Source organism: Faecalibacter bovis (assembly GCF_017948305.1).
GTDB lineage: Bacteria > Bacteroidota > Bacteroidia > Flavobacteriales > Weeksellaceae > Empedobacter > Empedobacter bovis.
Map to the genome: position 1 here is coordinate 2031121 of NZ_CP072842.1, position 25601 is coordinate 2056721.

24 protein-coding genes are annotated in these 25601 nt (G+C 30.1%); 7 read left to right on the plus strand and 17 right to left on the minus strand.

Going from position 1 to position 25601, the window contains the following annotated elements; translation table 11 throughout:
* Window positions 1-224: 224 nt before the first annotated feature.
* The 14 genes from J9309_RS09790 to J9309_RS09855 form a co-directional block, all read right to left on the minus strand.
* Window positions 225-641 carry a hypothetical protein gene (locus tag J9309_RS09790; protein ID WP_230475700.1) on the minus strand — a complete coding sequence of 139 codons (417 nt, stop codon included), beginning with the start codon at window positions 639-641 and terminating at the stop codon, window positions 225-227.
* A gap of 234 nt (window positions 642-875) precedes the next feature.
* Entirely contained in the window at window positions 876-1709 is an 834-nt protein-coding gene (locus tag J9309_RS09795; RefSeq protein ID WP_230475709.1) for a DUF4261 domain-containing protein, read from the minus strand.
* Between the two features lie 220 nt (window positions 1710-1929).
* A complete protein-coding gene (locus tag J9309_RS09800) occupies window positions 1930-2676 on the minus strand; it encodes a hypothetical protein (protein ID WP_230475710.1) in 747 nt (248 codons plus the stop codon).
* A 236-nt stretch (window positions 2677-2912) separates the two neighbouring features.
* Entirely contained in the window at window positions 2913-3407 is a 495-nt protein-coding gene (locus tag J9309_RS09805) for an SMI1/KNR4 family protein (RefSeq protein ID WP_230475711.1), read from the minus strand.
* A gap of 218 nt (window positions 3408-3625) precedes the next feature.
* Window positions 3626-3958, minus strand: coding sequence for a hypothetical protein (locus J9309_RS09810; RefSeq protein ID WP_230475712.1), 333 nt, complete (start codon window positions 3956-3958; stop codon window positions 3626-3628).
* A gap of 231 nt (window positions 3959-4189) precedes the next feature.
* Entirely contained in the window at window positions 4190-4906 is a 717-nt protein-coding gene (locus J9309_RS09815) for a hypothetical protein (protein WP_230475713.1), read from the minus strand.
* Window positions 4907-5188: 282 nt separating this feature from the next.
* A complete protein-coding gene (locus J9309_RS09820) occupies window positions 5189-5650 on the minus strand; it encodes a hypothetical protein (protein ID WP_194183958.1) in 462 nt (153 codons plus the stop codon).
* 236 nt (window positions 5651-5886) lie between these two features.
* Window positions 5887-6219 carry a hypothetical protein gene (locus J9309_RS09825; protein WP_230475712.1) on the minus strand — a complete coding sequence of 111 codons (333 nt, stop codon included), beginning with the start codon at window positions 6217-6219 and terminating at the stop codon, window positions 5887-5889.
* 206 nt (window positions 6220-6425) lie between these two features.
* Window positions 6426-6932: a hypothetical protein gene (locus tag J9309_RS09830; RefSeq protein ID WP_230475714.1), complete on the minus strand. Its 507-nt coding sequence runs from the start codon at window positions 6930-6932 to the stop codon at window positions 6426-6428.
* A gap of 230 nt (window positions 6933-7162) precedes the next feature.
* A complete protein-coding gene (locus tag J9309_RS09835; RefSeq protein WP_230475715.1) occupies window positions 7163-7540 on the minus strand; it encodes a hypothetical protein in 378 nt (125 codons plus the stop codon).
* A 413-nt stretch (window positions 7541-7953) separates the two neighbouring features.
* On the minus strand, window positions 7954-8370 hold the full coding sequence (locus J9309_RS09840) for a hypothetical protein (RefSeq protein WP_230475700.1): 417 nt from the start codon (window positions 8368-8370) through the stop codon (window positions 7954-7956).
* A 929-nt stretch (window positions 8371-9299) separates the two neighbouring features.
* A complete protein-coding gene (locus J9309_RS09845; RefSeq protein ID WP_230475716.1) occupies window positions 9300-10016 on the minus strand; it encodes a phytanoyl-CoA dioxygenase family protein in 717 nt (238 codons plus the stop codon).
* Between the two features lie 844 nt (window positions 10017-10860).
* Window positions 10861-11220: a hypothetical protein gene (locus tag J9309_RS09850; protein ID WP_230475717.1), complete on the minus strand. Its 360-nt coding sequence runs from the start codon at window positions 11218-11220 to the stop codon at window positions 10861-10863.
* Window positions 11221-11580: 360 nt separating this feature from the next.
* Window positions 11581-12123 carry a hypothetical protein gene (locus tag J9309_RS09855; protein WP_230475718.1) on the minus strand — a complete coding sequence of 181 codons (543 nt, stop codon included), beginning with the start codon at window positions 12121-12123 and terminating at the stop codon, window positions 11581-11583.
* Between the two features lie 181 nt (window positions 12124-12304).
* Here J9309_RS09855 and J9309_RS09860 point away from each other — a divergent pair, with 181 nt between their 5' ends.
* Window positions 12305-13369: a tyrosine-type recombinase/integrase gene (locus tag J9309_RS09860; protein ID WP_230475719.1), complete on the plus strand. Its 1065-nt coding sequence runs from the start codon at window positions 12305-12307 to the stop codon at window positions 13367-13369.
* Here J9309_RS09860 and dinB read toward each other — a convergent pair.
* The 3 genes from dinB to J9309_RS09875 all read right to left on the minus strand — a co-directional run bounded on the left by dinB (window position 13364) and on the right by J9309_RS09875 (window position 17541).
* Window positions 13364-14446, minus strand: a complete 1083-nt coding sequence (dinB, locus tag J9309_RS09865) for a DNA polymerase IV (protein WP_230475720.1) — start codon at window positions 14444-14446, stop codon at window positions 13364-13366. The genes J9309_RS09860 and dinB overlap by 6 nt on opposite strands.
* Before the next feature lie 18 nt (window positions 14447-14464).
* Complete coding sequence (locus J9309_RS09870; protein ID WP_230475721.1) at window positions 14465-16732, minus strand: cation:proton antiporter; 2268 nt, start codon at window positions 16730-16732, stop codon at window positions 14465-14467.
* Window positions 16733-16833: 101 nt separating this feature from the next.
* A complete protein-coding gene (locus J9309_RS09875) occupies window positions 16834-17541 on the minus strand; it encodes a class I SAM-dependent methyltransferase (protein ID WP_230475722.1) in 708 nt (235 codons plus the stop codon).
* A gap of 127 nt (window positions 17542-17668) precedes the next feature.
* Here J9309_RS09875 and J9309_RS09880 point away from each other — a divergent pair, with 127 nt between their 5' ends.
* From J9309_RS09880 to J9309_RS09905, 6 genes are all read left to right on the plus strand, one after another.
* The gene (locus J9309_RS09880; RefSeq protein ID WP_230475723.1) at window positions 17669-18253 is read left to right on the plus strand and encodes a TetR/AcrR family transcriptional regulator; all 585 of its coding nucleotides are present in this window, start codon (window positions 17669-17671) and stop codon (window positions 18251-18253) included.
* Between the two features lie 41 nt (window positions 18254-18294).
* The gene (locus J9309_RS09885) at window positions 18295-19599 is read left to right on the plus strand and encodes a TolC family protein (protein WP_230475724.1); all 1305 of its coding nucleotides are present in this window, start codon (window positions 18295-18297) and stop codon (window positions 19597-19599) included.
* A 21-nt stretch (window positions 19600-19620) separates the two neighbouring features.
* The gene (locus J9309_RS09890) at window positions 19621-20691 is read left to right on the plus strand and encodes an efflux RND transporter periplasmic adaptor subunit (RefSeq protein WP_230475725.1); all 1071 of its coding nucleotides are present in this window, start codon (window positions 19621-19623) and stop codon (window positions 20689-20691) included.
* 6 nt (window positions 20692-20697) lie between these two features.
* Window positions 20698-23862 carry an efflux RND transporter permease subunit gene (locus tag J9309_RS09895; RefSeq protein WP_230475726.1) on the plus strand — a complete coding sequence of 1055 codons (3165 nt, stop codon included), beginning with the start codon at window positions 20698-20700 and terminating at the stop codon, window positions 23860-23862.
* A gap of 93 nt (window positions 23863-23955) precedes the next feature.
* Window positions 23956-24753 carry a hypothetical protein gene (locus tag J9309_RS09900; RefSeq protein ID WP_230475727.1) on the plus strand — a complete coding sequence of 266 codons (798 nt, stop codon included), beginning with the start codon at window positions 23956-23958 and terminating at the stop codon, window positions 24751-24753.
* A gap of 61 nt (window positions 24754-24814) precedes the next feature.
* A complete protein-coding gene (locus J9309_RS09905) occupies window positions 24815-25573 on the plus strand; it encodes a hypothetical protein (RefSeq protein ID WP_230475728.1) in 759 nt (252 codons plus the stop codon).
* The last annotated feature ends 28 nt before the right edge of the window (window positions 25574-25601 follow it).

Genomic DNA, 25601 nt, shown 5'->3' on the forward strand with positions numbered 1-25601 from the left:
TTTAAGGAAGTTTTGGTAGTATTGCACATAACGAGCCGAGTATTTGCGAAGAACGGGAGAGAAATTGAGCGGAAGCTCAAGTTCGTGCGTTCAAGCAAATTGCTCTTTTCTGAAACTAAATTAGTTTATTGTTTTAAGAAAAGCAATTTTGCGGGCGGAAAATGATGGGATGAAAGTTTACTTTCAGCCCGTTTTTTGAAAAATACTATGTTAGCTGTAGTTTTTTACATTCCAAATGTCTCAAAAATATAGCACATACCATTCTTAGGATTTACAAAATACCTTGAACGGTCAAATTCATCGTGTTGATTTCGTGAATATTTTATAAAGTCTTTACTAGGGTTAAACCATTTTGGTAAATCTAGACCACTTTTCCAATCGTTATTTATTGTATCAATCTTAAGGTTATTATATTTTATGAATTCATTAAACCAATCTCCATTAGATTTGAATTGTAAAAATAATTGATATTCAAGTGTAAAATGAGGTGTTTGTAAATATTCTCCGTTTATCAAGTTTATTTCTTTAGGAGGTTCATCTCCAGCCCAATATTTGTAACTTTCTAAAGGATCATTTGTTCTAATGAATCCTTCACAACTGATAAAAGTTAAAATAATACTTAGGATATATATTTTTCTCATTTTTTGATAGTAATTGATTGAAAAATTACAGCTAACGGGCCGCGGCTTGGCGAAGTGCGGGCTTGAATTGAGCGAAAGTTCAATTCAGACCGAAACGTAGCCAAAGCTGTGAGCCTTTTGGTAAATTTAATAAAAAAACAAAAGCAAACAGCTTTTGGCGGGTAAAAAGGCGAGAAGTTCAATTTTGCACTTAACCCCGCATTTTGCCAAGCCGATGTTGTACGCTGTATGTATTTAATATTCGATTTTAAGTGTTTTTTCGTTTAAAAATTTACCTTTAGATTCAGTTATTTTTATTTTCTGTTCAGCTGATAAACCAATCGTTTCCCCACTCTTCAAGTTTACATTATAAGCTAAAACATAATGAGATAAATTATAAAGCATTTCACTAATGTCTTCAATGGAATTTTTTGAATTAATGATTTCCATTTCTTTTTTGCCGAAGTCTTTTAAACCATAGGTATAAACAGAATTCTTTCCATTTTCATTACGTATTCCTATATAAATCCAATTATAAATAGGTAAATTCTGATCGGACATTAATTCTACGTTAGATTGGTAAAAATCTTTACTTAAAACTAAAGTTCTTCCTCCAATATATACGCCATTTGAATCACTGTTATTTAAAACCGAAGAAAGTAATTTACAATAGAGAATATTTTCTTGAATTGGGTCTTTACCAGCATTCATAATAGATACAATAATATGTCCTTTATGTTTTGATGATTCTTTAACACCATTTTGCCAAAAGTAATTGTATTCAGCTGTCTGTTCAACTTCATTATTTGGAATTTTGTTTGGTATTACTGCGATGGCAATATTATAACCTTGAATAACTAAAACGGATGCTTCATCGCTGGTTTCAATATTATCAATTTTTAATTTCCATTTGTTCTGAAGTTCATCGGTAAATTCTTTAATTTTAAAAGAATTATTTTCTTCTAAAAGAACCATTCCTAAAATTGATTTAGAAGCTGGATTTACCTCTGCTTTATCTTCTTTTTTGAAAAAGCTAAAAAGTCCCATAAGTGAAATTCCTATTAGTATTATGCGTAGTGTGTTTTTCATATAGCGTACAACGGGCCGCGGCTTGGCGATAGTGGCGGATTAGAAAGCCAAAACTTTCAATTTTGCACTAACCCAAAGCAACAGCTTTTTATTATTTACTAAATTTAAGAAAAAAGTCAATATAATTGGCTTTTTGCGAAATAGAAAGCCGAAACTTTCAATTTTAGACTTTACCCGCCATTGCGCCAAACCCTTGTTGGCTGTAGTGCATGGTTTATATTTATTGGTAATTTAATGATTTTGATTCTTTAAATTTCACTTCTTTAAATTGTTGATTTGAGTCAATAAGAAGATATGAGAAAATGGTATCGCCTTTAGGATTTTCCATTTTTTTATTATTCTCCAAATCCCACCACTGAGTAATTGAACTTTTGGTCAATAAAGAATCTTTGTTTTTGATTTCTGAAGAATGTTCGAATATGAAAATACCTTCTCTTCCAATACCTCCGATTGAATTGTAAGAAATTAAAGTATTGTTTTTATCAAAAATGATGTAATAGATTTTGAGACCTTGTTCTCCATTATCTTCAATAACTGTGAATTCATCCGTAGTGTCATTCCTATTTTGCCAAGAATATAAATAGATTTTTCCAGAGAGTTTATTAGTTAAAAAACGGTCGACTGACGGAGTTAGTTGTTTGTAGCTACTTATTAAATTGCTATCAAAAAAAAATGTATTAAGATTTTCATATTTGAATTTGTTTTTTTGAATTCCCCAATATGTTTTATTGCGGTTTTCATTTTCCAGTTTATCTATATTAATTTCTCGTTGATTGTCTCTTTCCGCAATATTTATATTGAATTGAACTATTATAAATAAGCTATAAACAATTAGAGAAAATAATAAGATTTTAATAATATTTCGAATACGTTTATTTTTAATAACAATGTACAAGATTACTATTAATAAAACAGCAATAAATACATAAGAAAATTTGTCAAAAAATGAAAAGTCCCAGTCATTCATAAAAGAAAAGATTGTCTTAGGGTGTGGGTTGTTGCATTACAGCCAACGAGCCTAGTATTTGCGAAGAACGGAAGAGAACTTGAACGAAGTTCAAGTTCGTGCGTTCAAGCAAATTGCTTGGCTGAAACTAAATTAGTTTATTGTTTTAAGAAAAGCAATTTTGCGAGCGGAAAAAGATGGGATGAAAGTTTACTTTCAGCCCGTTTTTCGCAAATACTATGTTAGGTGATGTTCTTTTATTCATCGTCATTTATATCATCATAAAATTCATCAGAAACAAGTCCATTTAAAAATTCATCAAAGTTATTTGCAATGTGTATGTCTTCATCCATTTCAACATCAATCCATCTTATGCTAGGATTGGAATTATTTCTGTAGTCCAAAGTTACCCAGTAATGCCCATTACCTGATAATAATACTTGTTTTTCAGGAAGTCCCCATTCATTAGTCATGTATTCAGTGTCAAGTAAATTTTGAGCAGTCTTAATATTCTCATCAATAACAATTCCATTTAAAGTATCCAATGGAATATGGTTTTCCGACCAACTAGTTTTTTCATTCATTGGAAAAGCAAAACCTTTCGTATAACCTCCATTCATTATTTTCAGCAAATTAATGTAGGTTTGAGGAAGTTTAATATTTAATTTTCTTTCAGCCAATTCAATCATTTCATCAGTTAACTTAGGATGATTGTAATAATTGTCCTCCCAAAAGTCATTGTAATCTTTCATATGTAGTTTTTAGGAATATCACCTAACGAGCCGAGTATTTGCGAAGAACGGGAGAGAAATTGAACGAAGTTCAAGTTCGTGCGTTCAAGCAAATTGCTCTTTTCTAAAACTAATTTAAGTTGAAGTTTTTAGAAAAGCAATTTTGCGAGCGGAAAAAGATGGGGTGAAAGTTTACTTTCAGCCCGTTTTTTGCTAAATACTATGTTAGCTGATGGCATTTACTCTTTTATTCGATTAGTTGTTATAATTACGACTCCTGATTCACCAAATTTTCCATAAATATTAATTCCTTTTTGTTTATCTATTGGAATTATTGAAATAATTTCATCCTTGTATAATTCTAATTTTTTGGTTTCTAAATCTTGATATCTATAAGGAATACCATCTATAACAACAATGGGTTTATCTGAAATTAAATTTTCGTTTGCCATTTTTGAAATTGAATCTGATAAAAATATTTTATCGTTACCTTCATCATTAAGTTCATATCTGTTTTGTGAGTAAATTGAAACAGACAAAAATAATATTGTTAATGTTAATATTTTTTTCATAATTTTTTTTTTAAATGCTTGCAGCTAACGTTTCGGGTATTGCCGAAGGCGGGGAATTTATGGATGAAAGCTTAAATTCTACACCGAGGCGAGCCAAAACGAATTTTTATGAGTTAAATTTAAAAATAAAAAACGAATAAAATTCGTTTTTGGCGGAATAGTAGGGCAGATGTTGAGTTATTCACTTTAGCCCCGCTTTTGGCAATACCGTGTTAGTAGCTGGGCGATTGTTTATTGCAGTTGTTTCAAACGTATCAAGTGCTTTTTATTTTTCATAATACTTATAGTATAATTTTCAAATTTTGAATAACGATCAGGTGATTCTTCTAATTGTTCGTATAAAAATGATTTGTCTTTTTTAGGATATATAACTATTGTCTGCCCAAATCGTAAATCGAATAGTTTCATACTGAAAAATAAACTTGAAAATCCATCTGGAGTTGCTTGAAAAACCCAAGCAAAATTTTGCATAGGTAAATTGAAGGTGCCTTCTGCGGTCAGATAAGGGAAGTTACGTGAACTAACAAATGTTTCTGGTTCTGTCTGGTTGTCATTAGTTAAAACAATAAGTGTCATTTTGGTAACGATACTATCAGAGTCAGGATTTATATATTCTCCAACCTGAATACCTTTGAAAATAAGTGAATCATACTTAATCGTAAAAGGATTTGAATAAACAGCATAGTCATAATCAGCAACAGGAAAGGCATAATTGTTTAATGGGTATTGTTCAAAAATCTCTGAATATTTAGAGTAACTTTCAATGTCTTGTTGCAATAGTTCCTTGTTCCATTGACAACTGTCAAGGTTGACAATTGCCCTTTTTTTAAGTTTGCTTAAATCTGAATTTTGGTGGACATTAGATGCTTTTTCGTTATGTTGAGAATCATTGTTACAAGAGTATATTGTTAATACAAGAGCTAATAATAAAGTTAATTTTCTTCTCATTGTTTTTGATTTACCTATTTATTGTAAAATCATTTTCTCTAAATAGTGAAATTTGGTTGTGTGTTTGTCCGCCTTGCTACTAACGAGCCGAGTATTTGCGAAGAACGGGAGAGAAATTGAATGAAGTTCAAGTTCGTCCGTTCAAGCAATTTGCTTGGCTGAAACTAAATTAGAAAAAAGTTTTTTGATAAGCAATTTTGCGAATGGAAAATATTGACAAAAAAGTTAGCCTTCAGCCCGTTTTTTCGCAAATACTATGTTAGCCGTTCGTATATATTTATTTTAAAAACATATATTTGATTTCCAATTTACTCCAAGTTTATTTAAGACGTCATTTTCGAATTTTTTGAGATATGTTTGATTAAGTTCTTTACTTATTTCTTTCGAATTTATATCTTTATAACTCTTGAATTCTTTATCTCCAATATGCGTAAATGTAATTGTAGGTGATTGATTAGTATTTTGATCACCTTTATGTATATAAAAATGAACTCTTATATTTAAATCATTCCAATAAATTATCTTATCAACTTTCCAAGGATTTTGAGAATTAGATTCTTCTAATTTAATTTCTAAGTTAGGATTAGATTTAAAATAATCATCTATTTTTAATGATAGCTGCTGATAATTAATGTTTTCAATTGTATATTCTTGACCTCTACACGGAATATAATTAATACAAGAATTTAATATTATTAAAAAACTTATTTGTAAAATAATACAAATGAATTTAGAATTCTTCAATACTGATTTTTATTTTAAGTGATTTTTTTATATATGACGGCTAACGAGCCGAGTATTTGCGAAGAACGGGAGAGAAATTGAACGAAGTTCAAGTTCGTGCGTTCAAGCAAATTGCTCTTTTCTAAAACTAATTTAAGTTGAAGTTTTTAGAAAAGCAATTTTGCGAGCGGAAAAAGATGGGGTGAAAGTTTACTTTCAGCCCGTTTTTTGCTAAATACTATGTTAGCTGATGGCATTTACTCTTTTATTCGATTAGTTGTTATAATTACGACTCCTGATTCACCAAATTTTCCATAAATATTAATTCCTTTTTGTTTATCTATTGGAATTATTGAAATAATTTCATCCTTGTATAATTCTAATTTTTTGGTTTCTAAATCTTGATATCTATAAGGAATACCATCTATAACAACAATGGGTTTATCTGAAATTAAATTTTCGTTTGCCATTTTTGAAATTGAATCTGATAAAAATATTTTATCGTTACCTTCATCATTAAGTTCATATCTGTTTTGTGAGTAAATTGAAACAGACAAAAATAATATTGTTAATGTTAATATTTTTTTCATAATTTTTTTTTTAAATGCTTGCAGCTAACGAGCCGAGTATTTGCGAAGAACGGGAGAGAAATTGAACGAAGTTCAAGTTCGTGCGTTCAAGTAAATTGCTCTTTTCTAAAACTAATTTAAGGTGAAGTTTTAATAAAAGCAATTTTGCGAGCGGAAAAAGATGGGCTGAAAGTAAACTTTCAGCCCGTTTTTTGCGAAATACTATGTTATCTGCAGGTTCTTTTAAAGATTGGAGGAATTGGATTGTCAAATTTTCCATACTTTAAATAATGTATAAGCATTAATAAAATATAATTATTTACTAACAAACATATAAATGATAAACTATAATAAATAAATTTATGCTTGTTATGATTAATTAAAATTTGATTTTCTTTTTCAAGTTGAATTATCTCTAAATATCTATTTTTTACAGAATTTGTATCTTCAAAATATACTTTTACGTTGTCATTAATATTTATTTGATTATTTAGTTTTTTATAATTCTGTGTAATCAAATATATTGAGAACCTTTCTTCGATATTTGAAAGTTGTAAGTAAAATATATCTTTATTATTTTCTGATTTTGTAATTCCTTTATCAATTACTTTATTTTCAAATTCCGAATATTCAGACAAATTTTTAGAAGCATTATTGTAGAAGATATATGTTAAAATTGAAAACAATAATAAACCAAATAAAGTTGCAAATATATTTATAATTTTTTTTAGCATTGTTTTTACGTGTGCTTTGGAGAACTTGCAGATAACGGGCCGCGGCTTGGCGAAGTGCGGGCTTGAATTGAGCGAAAGTTCAATTCAGTTCGAGACGTAGCCAAAGCTGTGAGCCTTTTGGTAAATTTAATAAAAAAACAAAAGCAAACAGCTTTTGGCGGCTAAAAAGGTGAAAAGTTCAATTTTGTACTTAACCCCGCATTTTGCCAAGCCGATGTTGTACGCAGTTTTTAATTGTTAACTGTTTTAAAATTCGGTTTGTTTAGAAAATAGTAAGTTGAAATTGATAGAATAAAAGTTATGATCCACGAAATGATTTCTGCTTTTTTCATTGTATTTAAGTCCACATTGTAACCAAAAATATAAATAAATGGAGTTGTCAATGATAGTAAGATACCAATGATTAAAATTTGCTTTATATTTTCAATCGGTAAAACTTTTCTTACAAGTAATACAATTGGATAATAAATGATTATGCTAATTATTATTGGAATCCAATTATAAAATAATGTTGCTGAAATGATGTTACCAAATGTCATTTTTGGTGCTCCGGGAAAATCACTTATAGTTTCTGGTAAGTAAGTTTCATTTGTAAGATTGTACTTCATTAAAATCAAATAAAGGATAAAAAAAGAACAATCTTTTATTAAAATGTGTATTGGAAATAATTTCATTTAGAGTTTTTCAATTTAGAAATTCCTTTTTTAATCAATTTATAAGTTCCAATAATTATTCCTTCGAAAATTATTTCAACAAAAATATATCCAAGAAATTCTAAAATTATTGACATTTTGTATAAATGACGAGTTTTGGTAAAATTGCGTACAACGAGCCGAGTATTTGCGAAGAACGGGAGAGAAATTGAGCGGAAGCTCAAGTTCGTGCGTTCAAGCAAATTGCTCTTTTCTGAAACTAAATTAGTTTATTGTTTTAAGAAAAGCAATTTTGCGGGCGGAAAATGATGGGATGAAAGTTTACTTTCAGCCCGTTTTTTGAAAAATACTATGTTAGCTGTAGTTTTTTACATTCCAAATGTCTCAAAAATATAGCACATACCATTCTTAGGATTTACAAAATACCTTGAACGGTCAAATTCATCGTGTTGATTTCGTGAATATTTTATAAAGTCTTTACTAGGGTTAAACCATTTTGGTAAATCTAGACCACTTTTCCAATCGTTATTTATTGTATCAATCTTAAGGTTATTATATTTTATGAATTCATTAAACCAATCTCCATTAGATTTGAATTGTAAAAATAATTGATATTCAAGTGTAAAATGAGGTGTTTGTAAATATTCTCCGTTTATCAAGTTTATTTCTTTAGGAGGTTCATCTCCAGCCCAATATTTGTAACTTTCTAAAGGATCATTTGTTCTAATGAATCCTTCACAACTGATAAAAGTTAAAATAATACTTAGGATATATATTTTTCTCATTTTTTGATAGTAATTGATTGAAAAATTACAGCTAACGAGCCGAGTATTTGCGAAGAACGGGAGAGAAGTTGAACGTAAGTTCAAGTTCGTCCGTTCAAGCAAATTGCTTGGCTGAAACTAAATTATATTAAAGTTTTTAGAAAAGCAATTTTGCGAGTGGAAAATAATGGATAAAAATGTAAGCCTTCAGCCCGTTTTTTGCGAAATAATATGTTAGCAGAAGTTGTATTATAAGTTATATAGTTTTCGAACTTTTTTATTTAAAAATAAAATAATAAAAATAGAATATGAAATTAATGGTATTATTCTTAAAACTATTTCAAATTTCATTGGTTTTAAAGGGTGAAATATTCTAAATATTTCAATTATTGGAGTTAAATATTCATAATCTTTATACCAAGATGACATCAGTCTTTCTTCCGAGAAATAATATATAGTGGCAAATACAAAGAAAATTATTCCAAAATACCAAGTAAATTTATTTCTAAATGTAAAAATGAATAGTATGATTGATAATATTTGTAGTGAAGAAATTCTAAAATTAATTATTTGTTGAAAATCTAGAATAAATCTCATTGTCAACAGAAATATAAATATATATTTTATATAATTCAAAATAGCTACAAAATTCATAAAATGATTATAATTTCAATTTTTAGCAATGTTAATTTTATTTTCTATAATCAAAAAAAGTTGTAATATTTTTTCGATAGTATAAAATTACAATTTCTGCTAACGTGCCGCAGCTTGGCGAAGTAGCGAACATAATTAGCATAAACTTCAAATTTGCCAAAACTGAGCAACGCATTTTTATTTTTTTAAATTTAACAAATTAAAAAATAAAAATAGCGATTGCGACAAAAAAAGTTTAGACTTTAAATTTTGACTTAACTCGCTATTTTGCCAAACTGGTGTTATACGACGGCTTTTTAATTTAATTTTTCAGACCAATTAAGTCCGTTTGGTAAATTTGTGTCTGACAATTCTATGTGAATTACTCTTCTTTTTTTATTGTTTGTCGTACGACTAGAACTATGTAATGTAAGTGGTTTCATAATCATTATTCCACCTTTATTTACGTTACAGGTTGTTTCTTTTTCGGTTTTCCAATCAATATTTTCAGGTCGATAAATTTTCTTTAAATGCGATTTTTCAATCACTTTTAAAGCACCATTATTTTCATCTGTATCGTCTAAATGGATTCTAATTGTATAAATATTTTCCAAGATTTCGATAGGAGGTTGGACTGCAAATTGATTTTGTTTAGTTGTCCAAAATTTAAAATTATCAAGTTCTATTTTTTTGTCAACCGAAATTGTCAAGTCTTGATGATAAGAAACGTACCAATTTGAAGTTTCAGGTTTATCAAAGTAAATACTTTTAATTACGAAATAGTTTTTTCCGAAAAGTTCTGAAATCACTTTTTGAAGTTTTTCGTTGAAAATCAACTTTTGAGTTTCTGGTACTTTTTTTAAAAATTGACGAATTGCAAATAAATCGTTTGATTTTCTAAATGTATCTTTTGAAGTATCAACTTGATTAATTGTCTCGATAATTTTCTGAACTTCTTCCGTAGAATATATATTTTCAATTGTTGTAAATCCTAATTCTTCAATTTCAGATTTATAAATTTTCAATTCGTTCATTTCTTTATTTTCAATTTGACGAAACGTTATTTAAAGCTGTCGTATAACGAGCCGAGTATTTGCGAAGAACGGGGAGAAATTGAACGAAGTTCAAGTTCGTCCGTTCAAGCAAATTGCTCTTTTCTAAAACTAATTTAAGGTGAAGTTTTTAGAAAAGCAATTTTGCGAGCGGAAAAATATAGGATGAAAGTTTACTTTCAGCCCGTTTTTTCGCTAAATACTATGTTGTACGCAGTTTATTTAATAATCTCGGACTTTTTTAAAATATTTTCAATTTCAATATTAGTATATTTTTCTACTGGATTTACTTCTTTATCATCTCCTTTATGATGATATTCTCCCGCATCAAAAGCATAAAAAATTTCCCAAGAAACCTCAGGGAAAGTATAATTTTTGAAGAAATTTTCATTCGTTAAATAATATCCAAATAGATTTGAAATTAAGTCATTAGCAGTGGAATAATCTAAGTCTTTTTTTCAATAATTATGCGCGATTTTAATAGATAAACTTTCAATTATTTTAGATGGAAATTTTGAAGGATAATTTAAAATTTCTTCAATCTCTTTTTCAGATTTAAGTAATTCTAAGTAAATATATTGTATTTCAATATTTGTAAAAACCATTTATTGAGAGTTGGGATAATTGCGTACAACGAGCCGAGTATTTGCGAAGAACGGAAGAGAAGTTGAACGAAAGCTCAAGTTCGTCCGTTCAAGCAAATTGCTTGGCTGAAACTAAATTAATTGAAAGTTTTAAGAAAAGCAATTTTGCGAGTGGAAAAAGATGGGATGAAAGTTTACTTTCAGCCCGTTTTTTGCTAAATACTATGTTAGCTGCTGTCGCATTATTTGATAACTTCATCATATTGAATATTAGAAATTATTTTATTTTCTAACATAATTTTAAGCCATTCAATTATTTCATTTTTTTCAGTTGTTTTTAAATTTGAAAGATTAATTGTTGAATAATCATCAATGTTTTTTTCAATCTTATATTTTTCGGTTACGGCATCTAAATAATCGATATATGCTTTTTCATAATTAAACTTTAAAGCCATAATTTTTGAATAAAACATTAAAGTATCAGTTCTTCCCTCGAAATTGGTATCTTTTAAATGATAAAATAGTTCTGAATAAGCTTCTTTATCTCCATAAACTTTAACACGATCTATAATTGAATCATAATCTTGAGAAATTGAATTCATAGTAATGATTTCAGATTGATTTTGAGATAAATCAAGATTGATATTTGTTTCATTTTTTTCACTCTTATTGCAAGAAATAAAGTTTAATATTAGAATGAAAGTTATTATTTTTTTCATGCTGTAAGTAAATTGGGATAGTCTGGCGCGATTGCAGCTAACGTTTTGGGTATTGCCGAAGGCGGGGAAATCGAAGCCTAAAGTTTCGATTTTGCACTGAGGCGAGCCAAAACGAATTTTTATGAGTTAAATTTAAAAATAAAAAACGAATAAAATTCGTTTTTGGCGGAGATAGAAGCACAAACTTTGAATTTAGCACTTTAGCCCCGCTTTTGGCAATACAATGTTACCTGCTGGCTTTTATCAGTTTTCTAATTCCTTTTCAATAATTATTTTTTTATTTTTTCGTTCAGATTTTCTTTTATCAGATTTTATTTTTTGATGATAATTATTTTTATCACTGAAAAATGTCATACTGCTCCAAGCTAAACCAGAACCTTGTTTAATCATAACTCCTTGCCAAATACAATCGTCATATGGACAGCTGTGTTTTGAATATGTTCCGAAATTTCTATGTTTAATTCGCTTATCTGAAAGAATTTTTTCTTGATTTGTTTTGATATCATTCCAGAATTTTTCCTTGTCACCATTCGTCAACTCCTCGCCTAAAGTAGAAACTTCAAAAAATGTTATAGGATCTTTAAGTTGTAAAAATTTAAATGATTTGATAAATGTTTTATGAGCATATTCTCGTAGCTGAATTTTCTCATTGATATTTAAATTTTCATTTTCTATAAGTGAACGATAAAGTCCAAGTGTATTGAAGTCACTATATTTTTTATAATTGTCAATAAAGAAAAAATACTCTTTATATACTAGCTCTTTGAATTTCTTTCCTATTTTCATTGATATATTTTAAGCGATTTTCTTGGTAAAGCTTGCAGGTAACACTCAAATATACGAACATTTTTGTGGTATGCAAATAAAATTAAATAATCTTAAATGCTTATTATTAGTACGATGACCGGTTATTAATTAACTTTATAGTAATTGATGATTATGTTCGTAAATACAACTTCGGCAATCTATGAGTATCGATTTTTCTAATTATAAATTTGTTTCTGGTGAACACAAAAACAAAAAAGTGATTTGGATTTTATTTGATTATAAAAAATATTCAATCGATCCTTTGCGTAACATAATTAGTGTAAAATATTCGAATACTCAAAAATCTTGGTACGTTCCAGATCTTAACCGAAATCGCCAATCCATCGGGCTAGAAATAATCGAGTTTCAGAATGCAAATAATTTAACCAAAGAACATAAAATTGAATTTGATAGATACATTCAAACTTTAAAGTTAAAATCATACAGTCCAAATACGTTAAAAACTTATGCCAACGAATTTATTGCATTTTTGCAGATGTTTACACAATATAATCCACAAGAAATTACGACTGATTTAATTCGACGTTACTTGGTTTATTGTGCGCAAGATTTAGAATTATCAGAATTTACAATTAATTCGAGAATGAATGCAATAAAGTTTTATTACGAACAGGTTTTGCATCTTAATCGTATGTTTTTTGATATTCCTCGTCCTAAAAAACCTAATCTTTTGCCCAAAGTACTTTCTGTAAATGAGGTAAGACAGATAATAAATTTGACTACGAATTTAAAGCATCAAATGATTCTGAAATCTATTTATGGTATGGGATTAAGAGTGAGTGAAGCGGTGAATCTTAAGATTGAGGATTTGGATAGCGACACGATGCTGGTGCATATAAAAGGGGCGAAAGGGAAAAAAGATAGGATTGTTATTTTGCCTGAAACCTTGTTGTTGGAATTACGCGAATATTATGTTGTATATAAACCTAAGGAATATTTGTTTGAAAATCGTTTTGGCAATCAAATGAGTACGCGTTCTATACAAATGATTTTTAAAAATGGATTAGAATTATCCAAATCACGTAAAAAAGTTGGTGTACATAGTTTGCGTCATTCTTTTGCAACACATCTGTTAGAGAGTGGTACAGATGTTATTTTAATACAACAATTATTAGGTCATAATAGCATCAAAACAACTCTTACTTACACTCATGTTTCCAGAAAATCAATTCAAAAAATTCAATCTCCTTTGGATCGTTTATAAATTTTCTTGTTCAAAATCTAATTCAAGTTGGCGACCTTCAGAAGTTTTAAAATCAGTTAAATTAGAAACTGAAACTCCTAATAATCTAACTTTTCGACCTATTTGATAACATTCTTCTAATAATTCTAAAACCAATTTTCGGTAGACTTTTTCGTTTGTGATAGGATAGATTGATGATTTACTTCGGCTCACAATTGTAAAATCTTCAAACTTCATTTTTACAGTAACTGTACGTCCAAATATTAAATTATTTTGGCACCATTCCCACACTTCATCTGTTTGGGAAGCAATGTGAGTTTGCATTTCATGAATTTGAGAAATGTCATTCGAAAAAGTATTTTCAGAACCTACAGATTTCCTGATTCGATCAGGATTTACAGCCCGAAAATCTTCACCACGTACAATGTTATAATAATAAGAGCCTGATTTGCCAAACTCTTTAATCATCTTTTCCATCGAGAGTTTTTTCAGATCAAAACCGGTGTGTATGCCCATATTTGCCATACGTTCGGCTGTAACTTTTCCGATTCCGAAAAATTTATTTATAGGTAATTGTTCAATAAATTGTTCAGCCATTTTAGGAGTTATCACAAATAATCCATCAGGTTTCTGATAATCAGATGCAATTTTTGCCAAAAATTTATTGTAAGAAACTCCTGCAGAAGCTGTCAGATTAGTTCGTTCCTTAATTTTTTGTTTAATTTCTAATGCGATATCAGTAGCAATAGCAATGTTGAATTTATTTTCAGTTACGTCTAAATATGCTTCGTCCAAAGACAAAGGTTCAACCAAATCGGTATATTCTTTAAAAATATCACGAATCTGATTCGAAACTTCTTTGTACACTTCAAATCGAGGTTTAACAAAAATTAATTTGGGGCATTTTCTTTTAGCAATTACAGAAGACATGGCCGATTTTACGCCGTATTTTCTGGCTTCGTAACTTGCAGTTGCTACCACACCACGTTCTGCAGATCCACCAACAGCAATGCATTTCCCTCTTAATTCGGGGAAGTCGCGCTGTTCTACAGAGGCATAAAAAGCATCCATGTCTATATGTATGATCTTACGAAGCATGGATGCAAAATTATGACGTTATTTTAAATTATATTGTTTTATAAATTGTTTCAATTTCTTTTTATCCGAAACAATAGTTAAATAATCTCCCGGTTCAATAATAACATCGCGATCTGGATTAAAACTAATTTCACCATTTCGCTCCAACGAAACAACAATACCAAAACTAGCATCTTTTATCCATCCAATGTCTTGGTACTGAATTTCAGGAACATTATCAGGAATTACAACTTTATCCATTGTAATGTTGATGTGATCCTTCGTATCTTCAGTAATAGTTGGCACTGATTCGCCAATAATTTTAAGGTAATTTTCAAACTTCTGAATTTGTTCATCTGTACCAATAATTCCGATTTCATCTAAAGGATAAAGAACAGATTCACTATTTGGCATTTGTATAATTCGGTCGCCTCGTTTGATATACGCAATATTGATGTGGAATTTAGTTCGCCAATTTAATTCACCCAAAGGAACACCAATAAAGTTAGCATGTCGTGGAACTTCCATATCAGAAATGTGTGTATTATCCCACGTATATTGATAATTTTCTTTCTTTGCTTGTAATCTTTTTTCTTCTATAATTTCACGTTCATTCAGATTAAAAATAAATCGATTTTCAATGATGTCATAAACTTTATTAAAATGTTTAGAAAGTAAATATAAAAGCCCTAAAAGAATTACTATCGGAATAATAACTGCGATTTTACTAGAGAAAAATTGGTAATAAATGAATATAATTAAAGCTAAAATAAAGATGACTCTTAAGGTAAAAATACCGATTATTGGCGCACGATTAAATTTTGATTCGTACCAAAATTGTGAAACTAATGTTTTAGATACTCGGTTACCTATCAATGCCCAAAGAAATGGTGCACATATGGTTAAAGTAAGTATCATAGTGATGAAATTTGCAAGGAAATAACTTACATTATCATACAATAACATTAAAATATAATTCTTTGTAAACGCTGTAATTGCAATTATGATAATAGAATTAAGCGCTAAGTTTTTAATGGTTTTTTCTATAATTATTTTCCATTGATTTTCATCTTTTATGTGTTGTGTATCTGATGAATATCGATCTATAGTTTGTAAAAACTTTTTCGGTAAATTTTTGTCTAAATATTGATAAACTGTATCTGATGATTTTATCAAATATGGAGTTGTAAAAGTTGTTATTGCAGATACACCTACGGCAACAGGGAAGAGGAAGTCGCTCGTAACACCTAATGATAAACCAAGTCCAGCCACAATAAAGGCAAATTCGCCAATCTGTGCCATACTCATACCAACTTGTACCGATTGTTTTAATGGTTGTCCGGATAATAATGCACCAAGTGACGTGAAAATTAATTTACCAAAAATAGTTAATAACGTTACGATTAAAATTGCCCACTTATGTTCTAACATAGAAGCAGGGTCAATCATCATACCAATAGATACAAAGAAGATCGTAGCAAATAATGTTTTAACGGATTGTAAAGTATGCTCAATTTTTTCAGCATACACTGTTTCAGCTAATATAGAACCCATCACAAATGCTCCTAATTCTATTGAAAATCCTACACTATCAGCAATATAAACCATTCCTAAACATAATCCGATTGAAAGAATTAGTAAGGTTTCTTCGTCTAAATATTTTTTGATTGATCGTAAAAAAGAAGGAATGATAAAAATACCACCCAAAAACCAAACGGCTAAAAAGAAGCCAAGTTTAATTAACGAACTCAGCATTTCTCCACCATCAAACTGCTGACTTACAGCCATTGTAGAAAGCATGACCATTAATAAAATAACAACGATATCTTCTACAATTAAGATTCCGAAAACAACGTTCGCAAACTTTTTTCGTTTCAATCCTAATTCGTCAAACGCTCTAATAATAATGGTTGTAGAGGAACTGGCTAATAAACCACCAAGAAAAATACTATCCATCGGTTTCCAGCCCATCCATTGTCCTACAAAATATCCAAGAGTTACAATACATGCGATTTCTACGAGGGCGGTTATCGATGCACTTCCACCAACGTTGAGCAGTTTTTTGAAACTGAATTCTAACCCTAAACTGAATAAAAGGAAGATCACTCCAATTTTTGCCCAAATTTCAACACTATGTTCATCGGCAACAGTAGGAATGTATTGGAAATGTGGACCAACCAAAAATCCAGCGATGATATACCCTAAGACTAATGGTTGATTGATTCGTTTGAAGATTAATGTGGTAATTGCACCAATACCTAATATTAGGCCTAAATCGATAATCAGTTTTGGCAAGTGTTCTTCCATATAAATTTTGGGTTGGATTTAATGTCACTAAATTAAGAATTATTCTTTGTACAAGAGGTACTATTTGCCTATAAAAAAAGCGTTGAACTAATGTTTAACGCTTATTTGATTGTAATTTTTGCTAAATAAGAATAATCTTCTTTTAAAATTCTTTTACACTCTAAACTGTGATGATCACATGCATTTTTTAAAGTATCAAAATCTAAATATAACCATTCTATCGGCTCGTCTTGCATCCCTTTATAATGAACTATAAAATCTACTTCACCGTAATAATTCTTATCACCAGGAATCCATTTACCACCATCGTCATCGTCATCAAACATGTAAATAATATCTGTTCCATCAATTATTATTTGACCTGCTGGATGTAAGAGTGATTTTAATTTTTCTAAATAGGCACCAATGACAAATAAATTCTGAAAAATTCCTGTTCCGTTCATCAAAATAAGAATGGTATCAAATTTTTCATCCGTTGGTAAATCTAAAAGATTAATGGCTTCTACATTTTCTACACCTCTCAATTTACATGCTTCTATTGCTTTCGGAGAAATATCAATAGCTTTAACATTTAAACCTTTCTGTTGTAAATACAAAGCATGCGAGCCAGCTCCTGCGCCCACATCCAAAACGTTTCCTTTTGCTAATGTTAGTGCTTTTTGTTCAAAAGTTGGCATTTCATCAAAATCTCTAAATAAATAATCAATGGGCATGACATCTAATTCAGAGATTGAAGTTTCTGTATATAAATTTTCAGGATTATTATCCGTTTGGTAATCCAGAATCGCTTGTCCAAATAAGTCTTTCATTCTACAAAAATACTATTCATAAAGTAAATCATTAGATTATTTTGTTAAAATTCATTTGACAATTTTGTCAAATCTTAAATAGTTAATACTTTTGTCTAACATTTTTGTCAAATTTTAAAATGTAGACGTGGAGAAAAAAGATCAAACTGAGCATATTATAAAAGAAACTGCAAAGAATTTATTTTTTAAAGAAGGTAAATTCAATGCAACAACTCAAGAAATTGCAGATGCGGCAGGAGTTAATCGTACATTGATTAATTACTATTTCCGTTCTCGCAACAACTTATTTAAAATTGTTTTTGAAGACGCGAAACTAATGGAGGTGGAGAAAACGAACTCGATTATGTTGTCTGAAGATGATTTTAAAACAAAAATTTCAAATTTTATCGACCATTGCTTTCAAATGAATATTGATTATCCTTATTTGGAAACGTACTTAGTTTCTCAGATCAATCAAGGGATTCATTTTAGACGCGAGTACGTTGATGAGCATGCAAAAGCATTTTTTAAAAACGTAGAAGATGCAATGGAACAAGGTTTGATTGATAGGATGGAACCTATTCAGTTTTTATTGAATATGATCTCTTTGGTGAATTTTCCGATGGCGATGCGCCCGTTGATTCAACTGAATTTAAAAATTTCAGATACTGATTATAAACGTATTTTGAAAGACAGAAAAGAAATTATCATTCGAACATTATTTAAAAAATAAAGAAAGTAAATTATATGAAAATAACCAGTATATCCTCAAAATTGCGATGGATAGGAGTTGCGGTTCTCTTGGCGTTTTTTCAAACAGTTTCTGCTCAACAAACTTTAACGTTGAAAGAAGCAATCGATTTTGCATTAAAAAACAAAGCTGATGCTTTGAAAGCAAAAAATGAAATTAAGCGTGGAGATTTACAAATAAAAGAAGCGAAAGCTGGAGCATTGCCACAAATTTCGGCGTCTGGTAATGTACAATACAATGCAATTATTCAGGAATCTGCATTACAAATGAATGATCAATTAATGGTTATTCGTATGGGACAACCATGGAACACAAATGCGACAGTTTCTTTATATCAAGCCTTATTTGATCAACGTGTTTTTACAGGTCTGAAAGCGGCAAAATCAACACGAGAATTTTATCAAATCAATTCTCAGTTGACAGACGAACAAATTATAGAACGCGTTTCTACAGCTTATTATCAAGTTTTTGTAACGGAGCAAAAATTACAAAACATTGACGCTTCTTACGAAAATACAAATAAGGTAAAAGCCATCATTCAAAGTTTATACGACAATGGTTTAGCCAAAGAAATTGACTTGGATCGTACTAAGGTTGGATTGGTAAATATTCAATCTGCTCGTCAGCAAATTGTTAATGCAGTTCAGTTACAAGAAAATGCATTGAAATTTTATATGGGAATGCCTATCGAAACTGAAATTGAATTAGTTGGCGAAGATGTAAAGATTAATGAATATTTATTAGAAGATAAGTTTGATTATACAAAACGTACAGAAGTTGCTGCTGTTCTAAAACAGAAAGAACTTTTAGGATATAATCTTGAAGCGACTAAAGCGGCTTTATATCCAACTGTTGGTTTAGCTGCAAACTATGGTATCAATGGTTTTGGTGAAAATTTCCCAATTCATAAATCTACTTATTGGTCTGATGTAGCAAATGTTGCTTTACAAGTTAAAGTTCCAATTTTTACAGGAGGCTCTACTAAAGCAAAAATTGCACAAGCACAATTAGATATTGATGCATTAGATATTGATATTAAAGATATGATTTTAGGTTTAGATTTAGAATATCATAATGCGAAAACGCAAATCGAAAATTTAATTGTCAATTTAAAAAATCAAGAAGAAAATGTTGAATTAGCTCGTAAAGTTTTTAATAATACGCAAGCTAATTACCAACATGGTTTAGCGCCTTTAACGGAAGTCTTAGATGCTGAACAGGCTTACACAGAAGCCAAAAACAATTATTCTAATGTATTATTAGAATATAAAGTTGCGGAAGTTGCTTTATTAAAAGCAAAAGGAGAATTAAATACTATTTTACAATAATACCTACGAATTTATATACGAATGAAATTAGTTAAAACTTTACTTTGGATTGTAGCTGCAATTGCGCTATTAGGTGGTGGATATTACATCATTACAAAAAACAAAGCAAAACAAGATGAGGAAGTTGCAATTGTTGCTTCTAAAATTGAAGAAATTACTGTAAATACAGCAAAATTAGAATATAAAGATTTATCTGCTGATTTTTCTGTTAATGGTAACTTTGAGCCAATTCAGGAAATGACTTTTCCTTCAGAAATGTCGGGTAGAATTGTGCGTGTTTTAGTAGATGAAGGTGATTATGTACGCGTTGGTCAAACGTTAGCGACGATTAAAAAAGACGCAATCGAAATTGACATGTCACAAGCACAAAATAATTTACAAAATGCAATCATTGATAATCAACGATACGAAAATGCATATAAAACAGGTGGTGTTACAAAACAACAAGTAGATCATTCTCGTTTACAATTAAAGAATGCTCGTGCAGCTGTAGAAGCTCAAGGTGTTCGTGTTCGCGATACAAACGTAAAAGCTACAATTGCAGGAATTGTAAACAAGCGCTATATCGAGCCAGGATCTGTTGTAAATCCAGGTGCTCAGATGTTTGATATTGTAAATGTATCACGTTTAAAATTAAAAGTTTCAGTTAATGAATCTGAAATTGTAAACTTACGTATTGGTCAAAATGTAAAGGTTACAGCATCTGTATTACCTGATGATGAATTTGTAGGAAAAATTACATTTATTGCGCCAAAAGCAGACGCTTCTTTAAGTTTCCCAGTAGAAATTGAAGTTTCTAATAATAATAAGTTAAAAGCTGGTATGTACGGTACGGCAGTATTTTCTACGTCTGAAGATCCTACAGTTACTAAAGCATTACCAGTTATTCCAGCAAAAGCTTTCGTTAACGGAGTTTCATCAAATACAGTTTTTGTGGTAGAAAATGGAGTTTCCAAATTAACTAAAGTTGTTTCTGGTCGAGTAGTTGGTGATTATGTTGAAATTTTATCAGGTTTAAAACAAAGTGCTGAAGTTGTAACTGCTGGTCAAATTAACTTAACAGACGGAGAAAAAGTTAAAGTTGTAAAATAATATTGAATGAAATTAGCTGAAATATCGATCAAACGACCTACGCTGATTATCGTATTATTTACGATATTAACTTTAGGTGGTTTACTAAGTTATTCGAGTTTAGGGTATGAATTAATCCCAAAATTCGATGTTAACGTGGTAACGGTTTCTACAATCTACCCTGGAGCTTCTCCGGGTGAGGTAGAAAACTCGGTTACTAAAAAAATAGAGGACGCAGTTTCGTCCTTAGAAAATGTAAAAAAAGTAGAATCTAAATCGTATGAGAGTTTATCAATCGTTATGATTACGTTAAACTCTGACGCGGATGCTGATTATTCTTTGAATGACGCACAACGTAAAATTAATCAGATCATTTCCGATTTACCTGAAGATGTAGAAACACCTTCGTTAAGTAAATTCTCTATGTCTGATTTACCTATTATTACGGCGGGTGTTTCGTCTGATAAATTGAATGATAAGGATCTTTATGATTTATTAGATAAGAAAATAGAACCAGTTTTGGCGCGTGTAAAAGGTGTTGCACAAGTTAACTTAATTGGTGGACAAGAACGTGAAATTCAAGTTCGTTTAGATGCTAAAAAATTAGAAGGTTATGGTTTATCTGTGCCTCAGGTTCAGCAAGCAATCTTAACATCAAACTTAGATTTCCCTACAGGAAATATCAAAACAAGAGAAAATTCAACGATAATTCGTTTATCTGGAAAATACAAATCAGTAGAGGAATTAAATGGATTAGTTTTAACAACAAATCAAGGAATTCAGGTTCGTTTATCAGATGTTGCTTTAGTTTATGATTCTCAGCGAGAAGTAGAAAAAGTTGCTCGTCTGAATCAAGAACCATCAATTATTTTCCAGGTTGTAAAACAGTCTGATGCAAATGCGGTTGAGGTTTCTTCATTAGTACAAAAAGCAACGAAGGACATCGAAAAACAGTTCAAAGCAGAAGGTGTTAAGATTCGTATCATGAATGATACTTCTATCTTTACATTAAACGCAGCAAACTCTGTTGTATTCGATTTAGTTTTAGCTATTGTATTAGTTGCTGTTGTAATGTTATTATTCTTACACAGTATTCGTAATGCCTTTATTGTAATGGTTGCTATTCCGGCTTCGTTAATTGCGACATTTATCGGAATGGAATTATTAGGATATACGCTAAATTTAATGACTTTATTAGGATTATCTTTAGTTGTAGGTATTCTGGTGGATGATGCCATTGTTGTATTAGAAAATATTTACCGACACATGGAAATGGGAAAATCTCGTATTCGTGCGTCTTATGATGGTGCTGCCGAAATTGGATTTACTGTAACTGCCATTACTTTAGTTATTGTTGTTGTATTCTTACCAATTGCATTATCAACAGGATTAGTAGCTGGTATCATTGGTCAATTTTGTGTTACAGTTGTTATTGCTACGATGTTATCTTTATTATCATCGTTTACTATTGTACCATGGTTGTCATCTCGTTTTGGTAAATTAGAACATCTAACAGGAAAAAATTTATTTGAGCGATTTATTCTTTGGTTTGAAGGCGTATTAAATTCATTTACAAATTGGGTTTCTGATTTATTAAAATGGTGTTTAAAAAATACGTTCACAAAAATTGCCTCAATCGTTGGTGCAGTTGCGTTATTGATTGCCTCTTTTATGTTAGTTCCTCTTGGTTATGTCGGAACTGGATTTTTCCCTAAAATTGATAAAGGAGAATTTTTAGTTCAGATTGAATTACCCAAAGATGCTTCTATCGAGCAAACAAATCAAAAAACTATTCAGATTGAACGTTATTTACGTGATAAACCGGAAATTGTTGATATGATTACAACGGTTGGTCAACAATCTGGTGGAATGGGAGCTTCTCAATCAACTGCATACCAAGCTGAGATTGATGTTATTTTGACGGATAAATCGGAACGTGAAGATAATTCATCTATCTATGCAGCTAAAATGAAAAGGGAGTTACAGGATAAATTTGTAGGAGTTAAAATTAAAACTGTTCCAGTTGGTTTAGTAGGTGCTGAAAGAGCTCCGTTATTACTAACGGTTACTGGTACAGATTACGAAGCTGCTGCGAAATTTGCAACTCAAGCTTTAGATATTTTGAAAACGATCCCAGGTTCTTCTGAACCAGAATTAACTTCTGAAGATGGAAATCCTGAAATTACAGTTTCTGTAGATCGTGATAAAATGTCTGCTTTAGGATTAAACTTACAAACGGTTGGTCTTACGATGCAAACAGCTTTCTCAGGTAATACTGATGGTAAATATCGTGATGGAGCGTATGAATATGATATCAATATCCAATTTGATGATTTTAATCGTCGTTCAATTGAGGATGTTAAGAATATTATTTTTGTAAATAATGCAGGTCAGCAAATTAAATTAAGTCAATTTGCGAATGTACTTCAAGGTTCAGGTCCATCGTTATTAGAACGTCGTGATAAAACTGCTGCAGTTTCTATCGAATCGCAAGTAGTTGGACGTGCAATTGGTGATGTTGCAAATGAGTGGATGGCAGAAATTGAAAAACTGGATAAACCTGCTGGTGTCGATTACGTTTGGGGTGGAGATATGGAAAATCAAACGGAAGGATTTGGTACGTTAGGAATCGCGTTATTAGCTGCAATTATCTTAGTTTATTTGGTAATGGTTGCATTGTATGACTCATTCGTGTATCCATTCGTCGTATTATTTTCTATTCCATTATCGTTAATTGGTGTATTTGTAATCTTAGCCTTAACAGCGAATTCCTTAAACGTATTTACGATTCTGGGTATGATTATGTTAATCGGATTAGTGTGTAAAAATGCCATCTTACTTGTCGATTTTACAAATCAACGTAAAGAAGCTGGAGAATCTACTTACAATGCACTTTTACAAGCAAATCATGCGCGTTTACGTCCAATCTTAATGACTACTATCGCCATGGTTTTTGGTATGATTCCTATTGCATTAGCTAAAGGAGCTGGAGCGGAAATGAACAATGGTTTAGCATGGGTAATTATTGGTGGTTTAATTTCATCTTTATTCTTAACTTTAATTATTGTACCAGTTGTTTATTCTATATTTGATAGTTTAATTAAAAAGTTCACAAAAGGAGAACCAATCGATTATGAAGCTGAAATGAAAGCTGATTACGATGAAGTTCAGATCAAAGAAGAATGGGAGTAATTCCATCTATATAATCTATTATTTCAATTTGTCGCTCAGTTTTCTGAGCGACTTTTTTTATTTATTATCTTTATTGAAACCTACCAAAAAATTATGAAAAAAATACTCTCAATTATTTTATGCCAAATAGCCTTGCTTTCATTTGGCCAAAATCCTACTAACACTTTGTCAGGATTGTTTAAAAATACATCTAAAAAATCTCTTTATTCTACATTAGATTTTGATGGAAAAGGAAAAGTAAAGATTTCTGATTCTAATTTATATGATTATTTTGAACGCAACGATTCTATTGTGATTTTTGTTGATCGTACACAATTTATTTTAAAAAAGCATAAAAATAATTCACTTAAAGGTATCGGATATTGGATTAATGATGAAATCTTTAAAAGTGATAGTAAGTCGTTCGTCTATACTCAAGATTCTCCTACAGCAAATAAAAGAGCACAATTATTAGCCAATTATTATGATATTAACTTTAAAAATACATTTAATCAAGTTTTTGACGAAAATTTAGATTATAATCAATTTATAAATGATCTCATCATAAAGAATAATGTAGCATGCGAACAAGATTTTGATTTGGCTTGCGTGCAAGTGTTTATTTTGAAATTTTCGGAGAATTTAGGTGGAGTTACAAAAATTTTTGATACCAACGAAATTGAAAATTTAATCGTTAATCCAGACAAAAATCTTGAATATTTAGGACATAAGATTATTGATTTAGGCAATGCAGAAGGTTACGGTTTATTAGCGAATTATTATTTGTATTTACGTGATAACGAAAAATTCAATTATTATAAAAATATAGGATTAGAAAAAGGATGTAATCTTTGTTTCAGTCTAGAAATTGATCAATTAGTTGAAGATATAAAAGATGATATTGAAAATTAATGATAGAAAGAGAATCTTATTTGATTCTCTTTTTTTATATTTAATTGAAATATAGTTAAATATGAAATATTTTTTATCTGTTCTTCTACTATTGTTTATTTGTTTTTTTTCGAATGCTTCGGCTCAACCGCGTAACGATCTTAAAGGTATTTATGCAGGAAATTCAAAATATACATACAATCGAATCGAGCTATTTGGCAATGGAAAATCAGTAATTAATAAAGAAATTCCAGCCGAATATTACCATGAAAACGACAGTTTGTTTGTATTTGTAGATATGAATGTTTCAATTTATTTGATTGAAAAAAGAAATATAAAAGGAATTACCAAATGGCAAAAGAACGAGAATCTAAAATTGGTTTCGAAAGCTGAAAAGAATGACGATATAACTTTTGAACCTAGTCAACGCGCCTATTGGTTAAAACGATTTTATTTAAATAATTCGCAATCAAAACTTTCAAAATTAATGGATGATGGACTTTTGCCCTTGCATTTTGAACAGATTAATCTTGAAAATAAAATGCTTTGCGATGAAGGATTTGATTTAGGTTGCATTCAAAATTTCTCCTATCTCACACTTCAATTATTAAATCACGATTACCAAACAGTAGATAAAAATGCAATAGAGTTTGATCAGTTAAAAAATATCGCACAACGTGTTATAGATCTTAATAATCCAGACGGTTATGGTTTAATGTATTCGTATTATGTAATGAAAGACGAGGAAAAAAATGGCGAAGAATATTTAGATAAAGGAATGAGTGAAGGAAGTCAACTTTGTTTAAAATTATCACTTGATAAATTTAGTTTAAATCAATAAAAAAGGGAATCATAAAGATTCCCTTTTT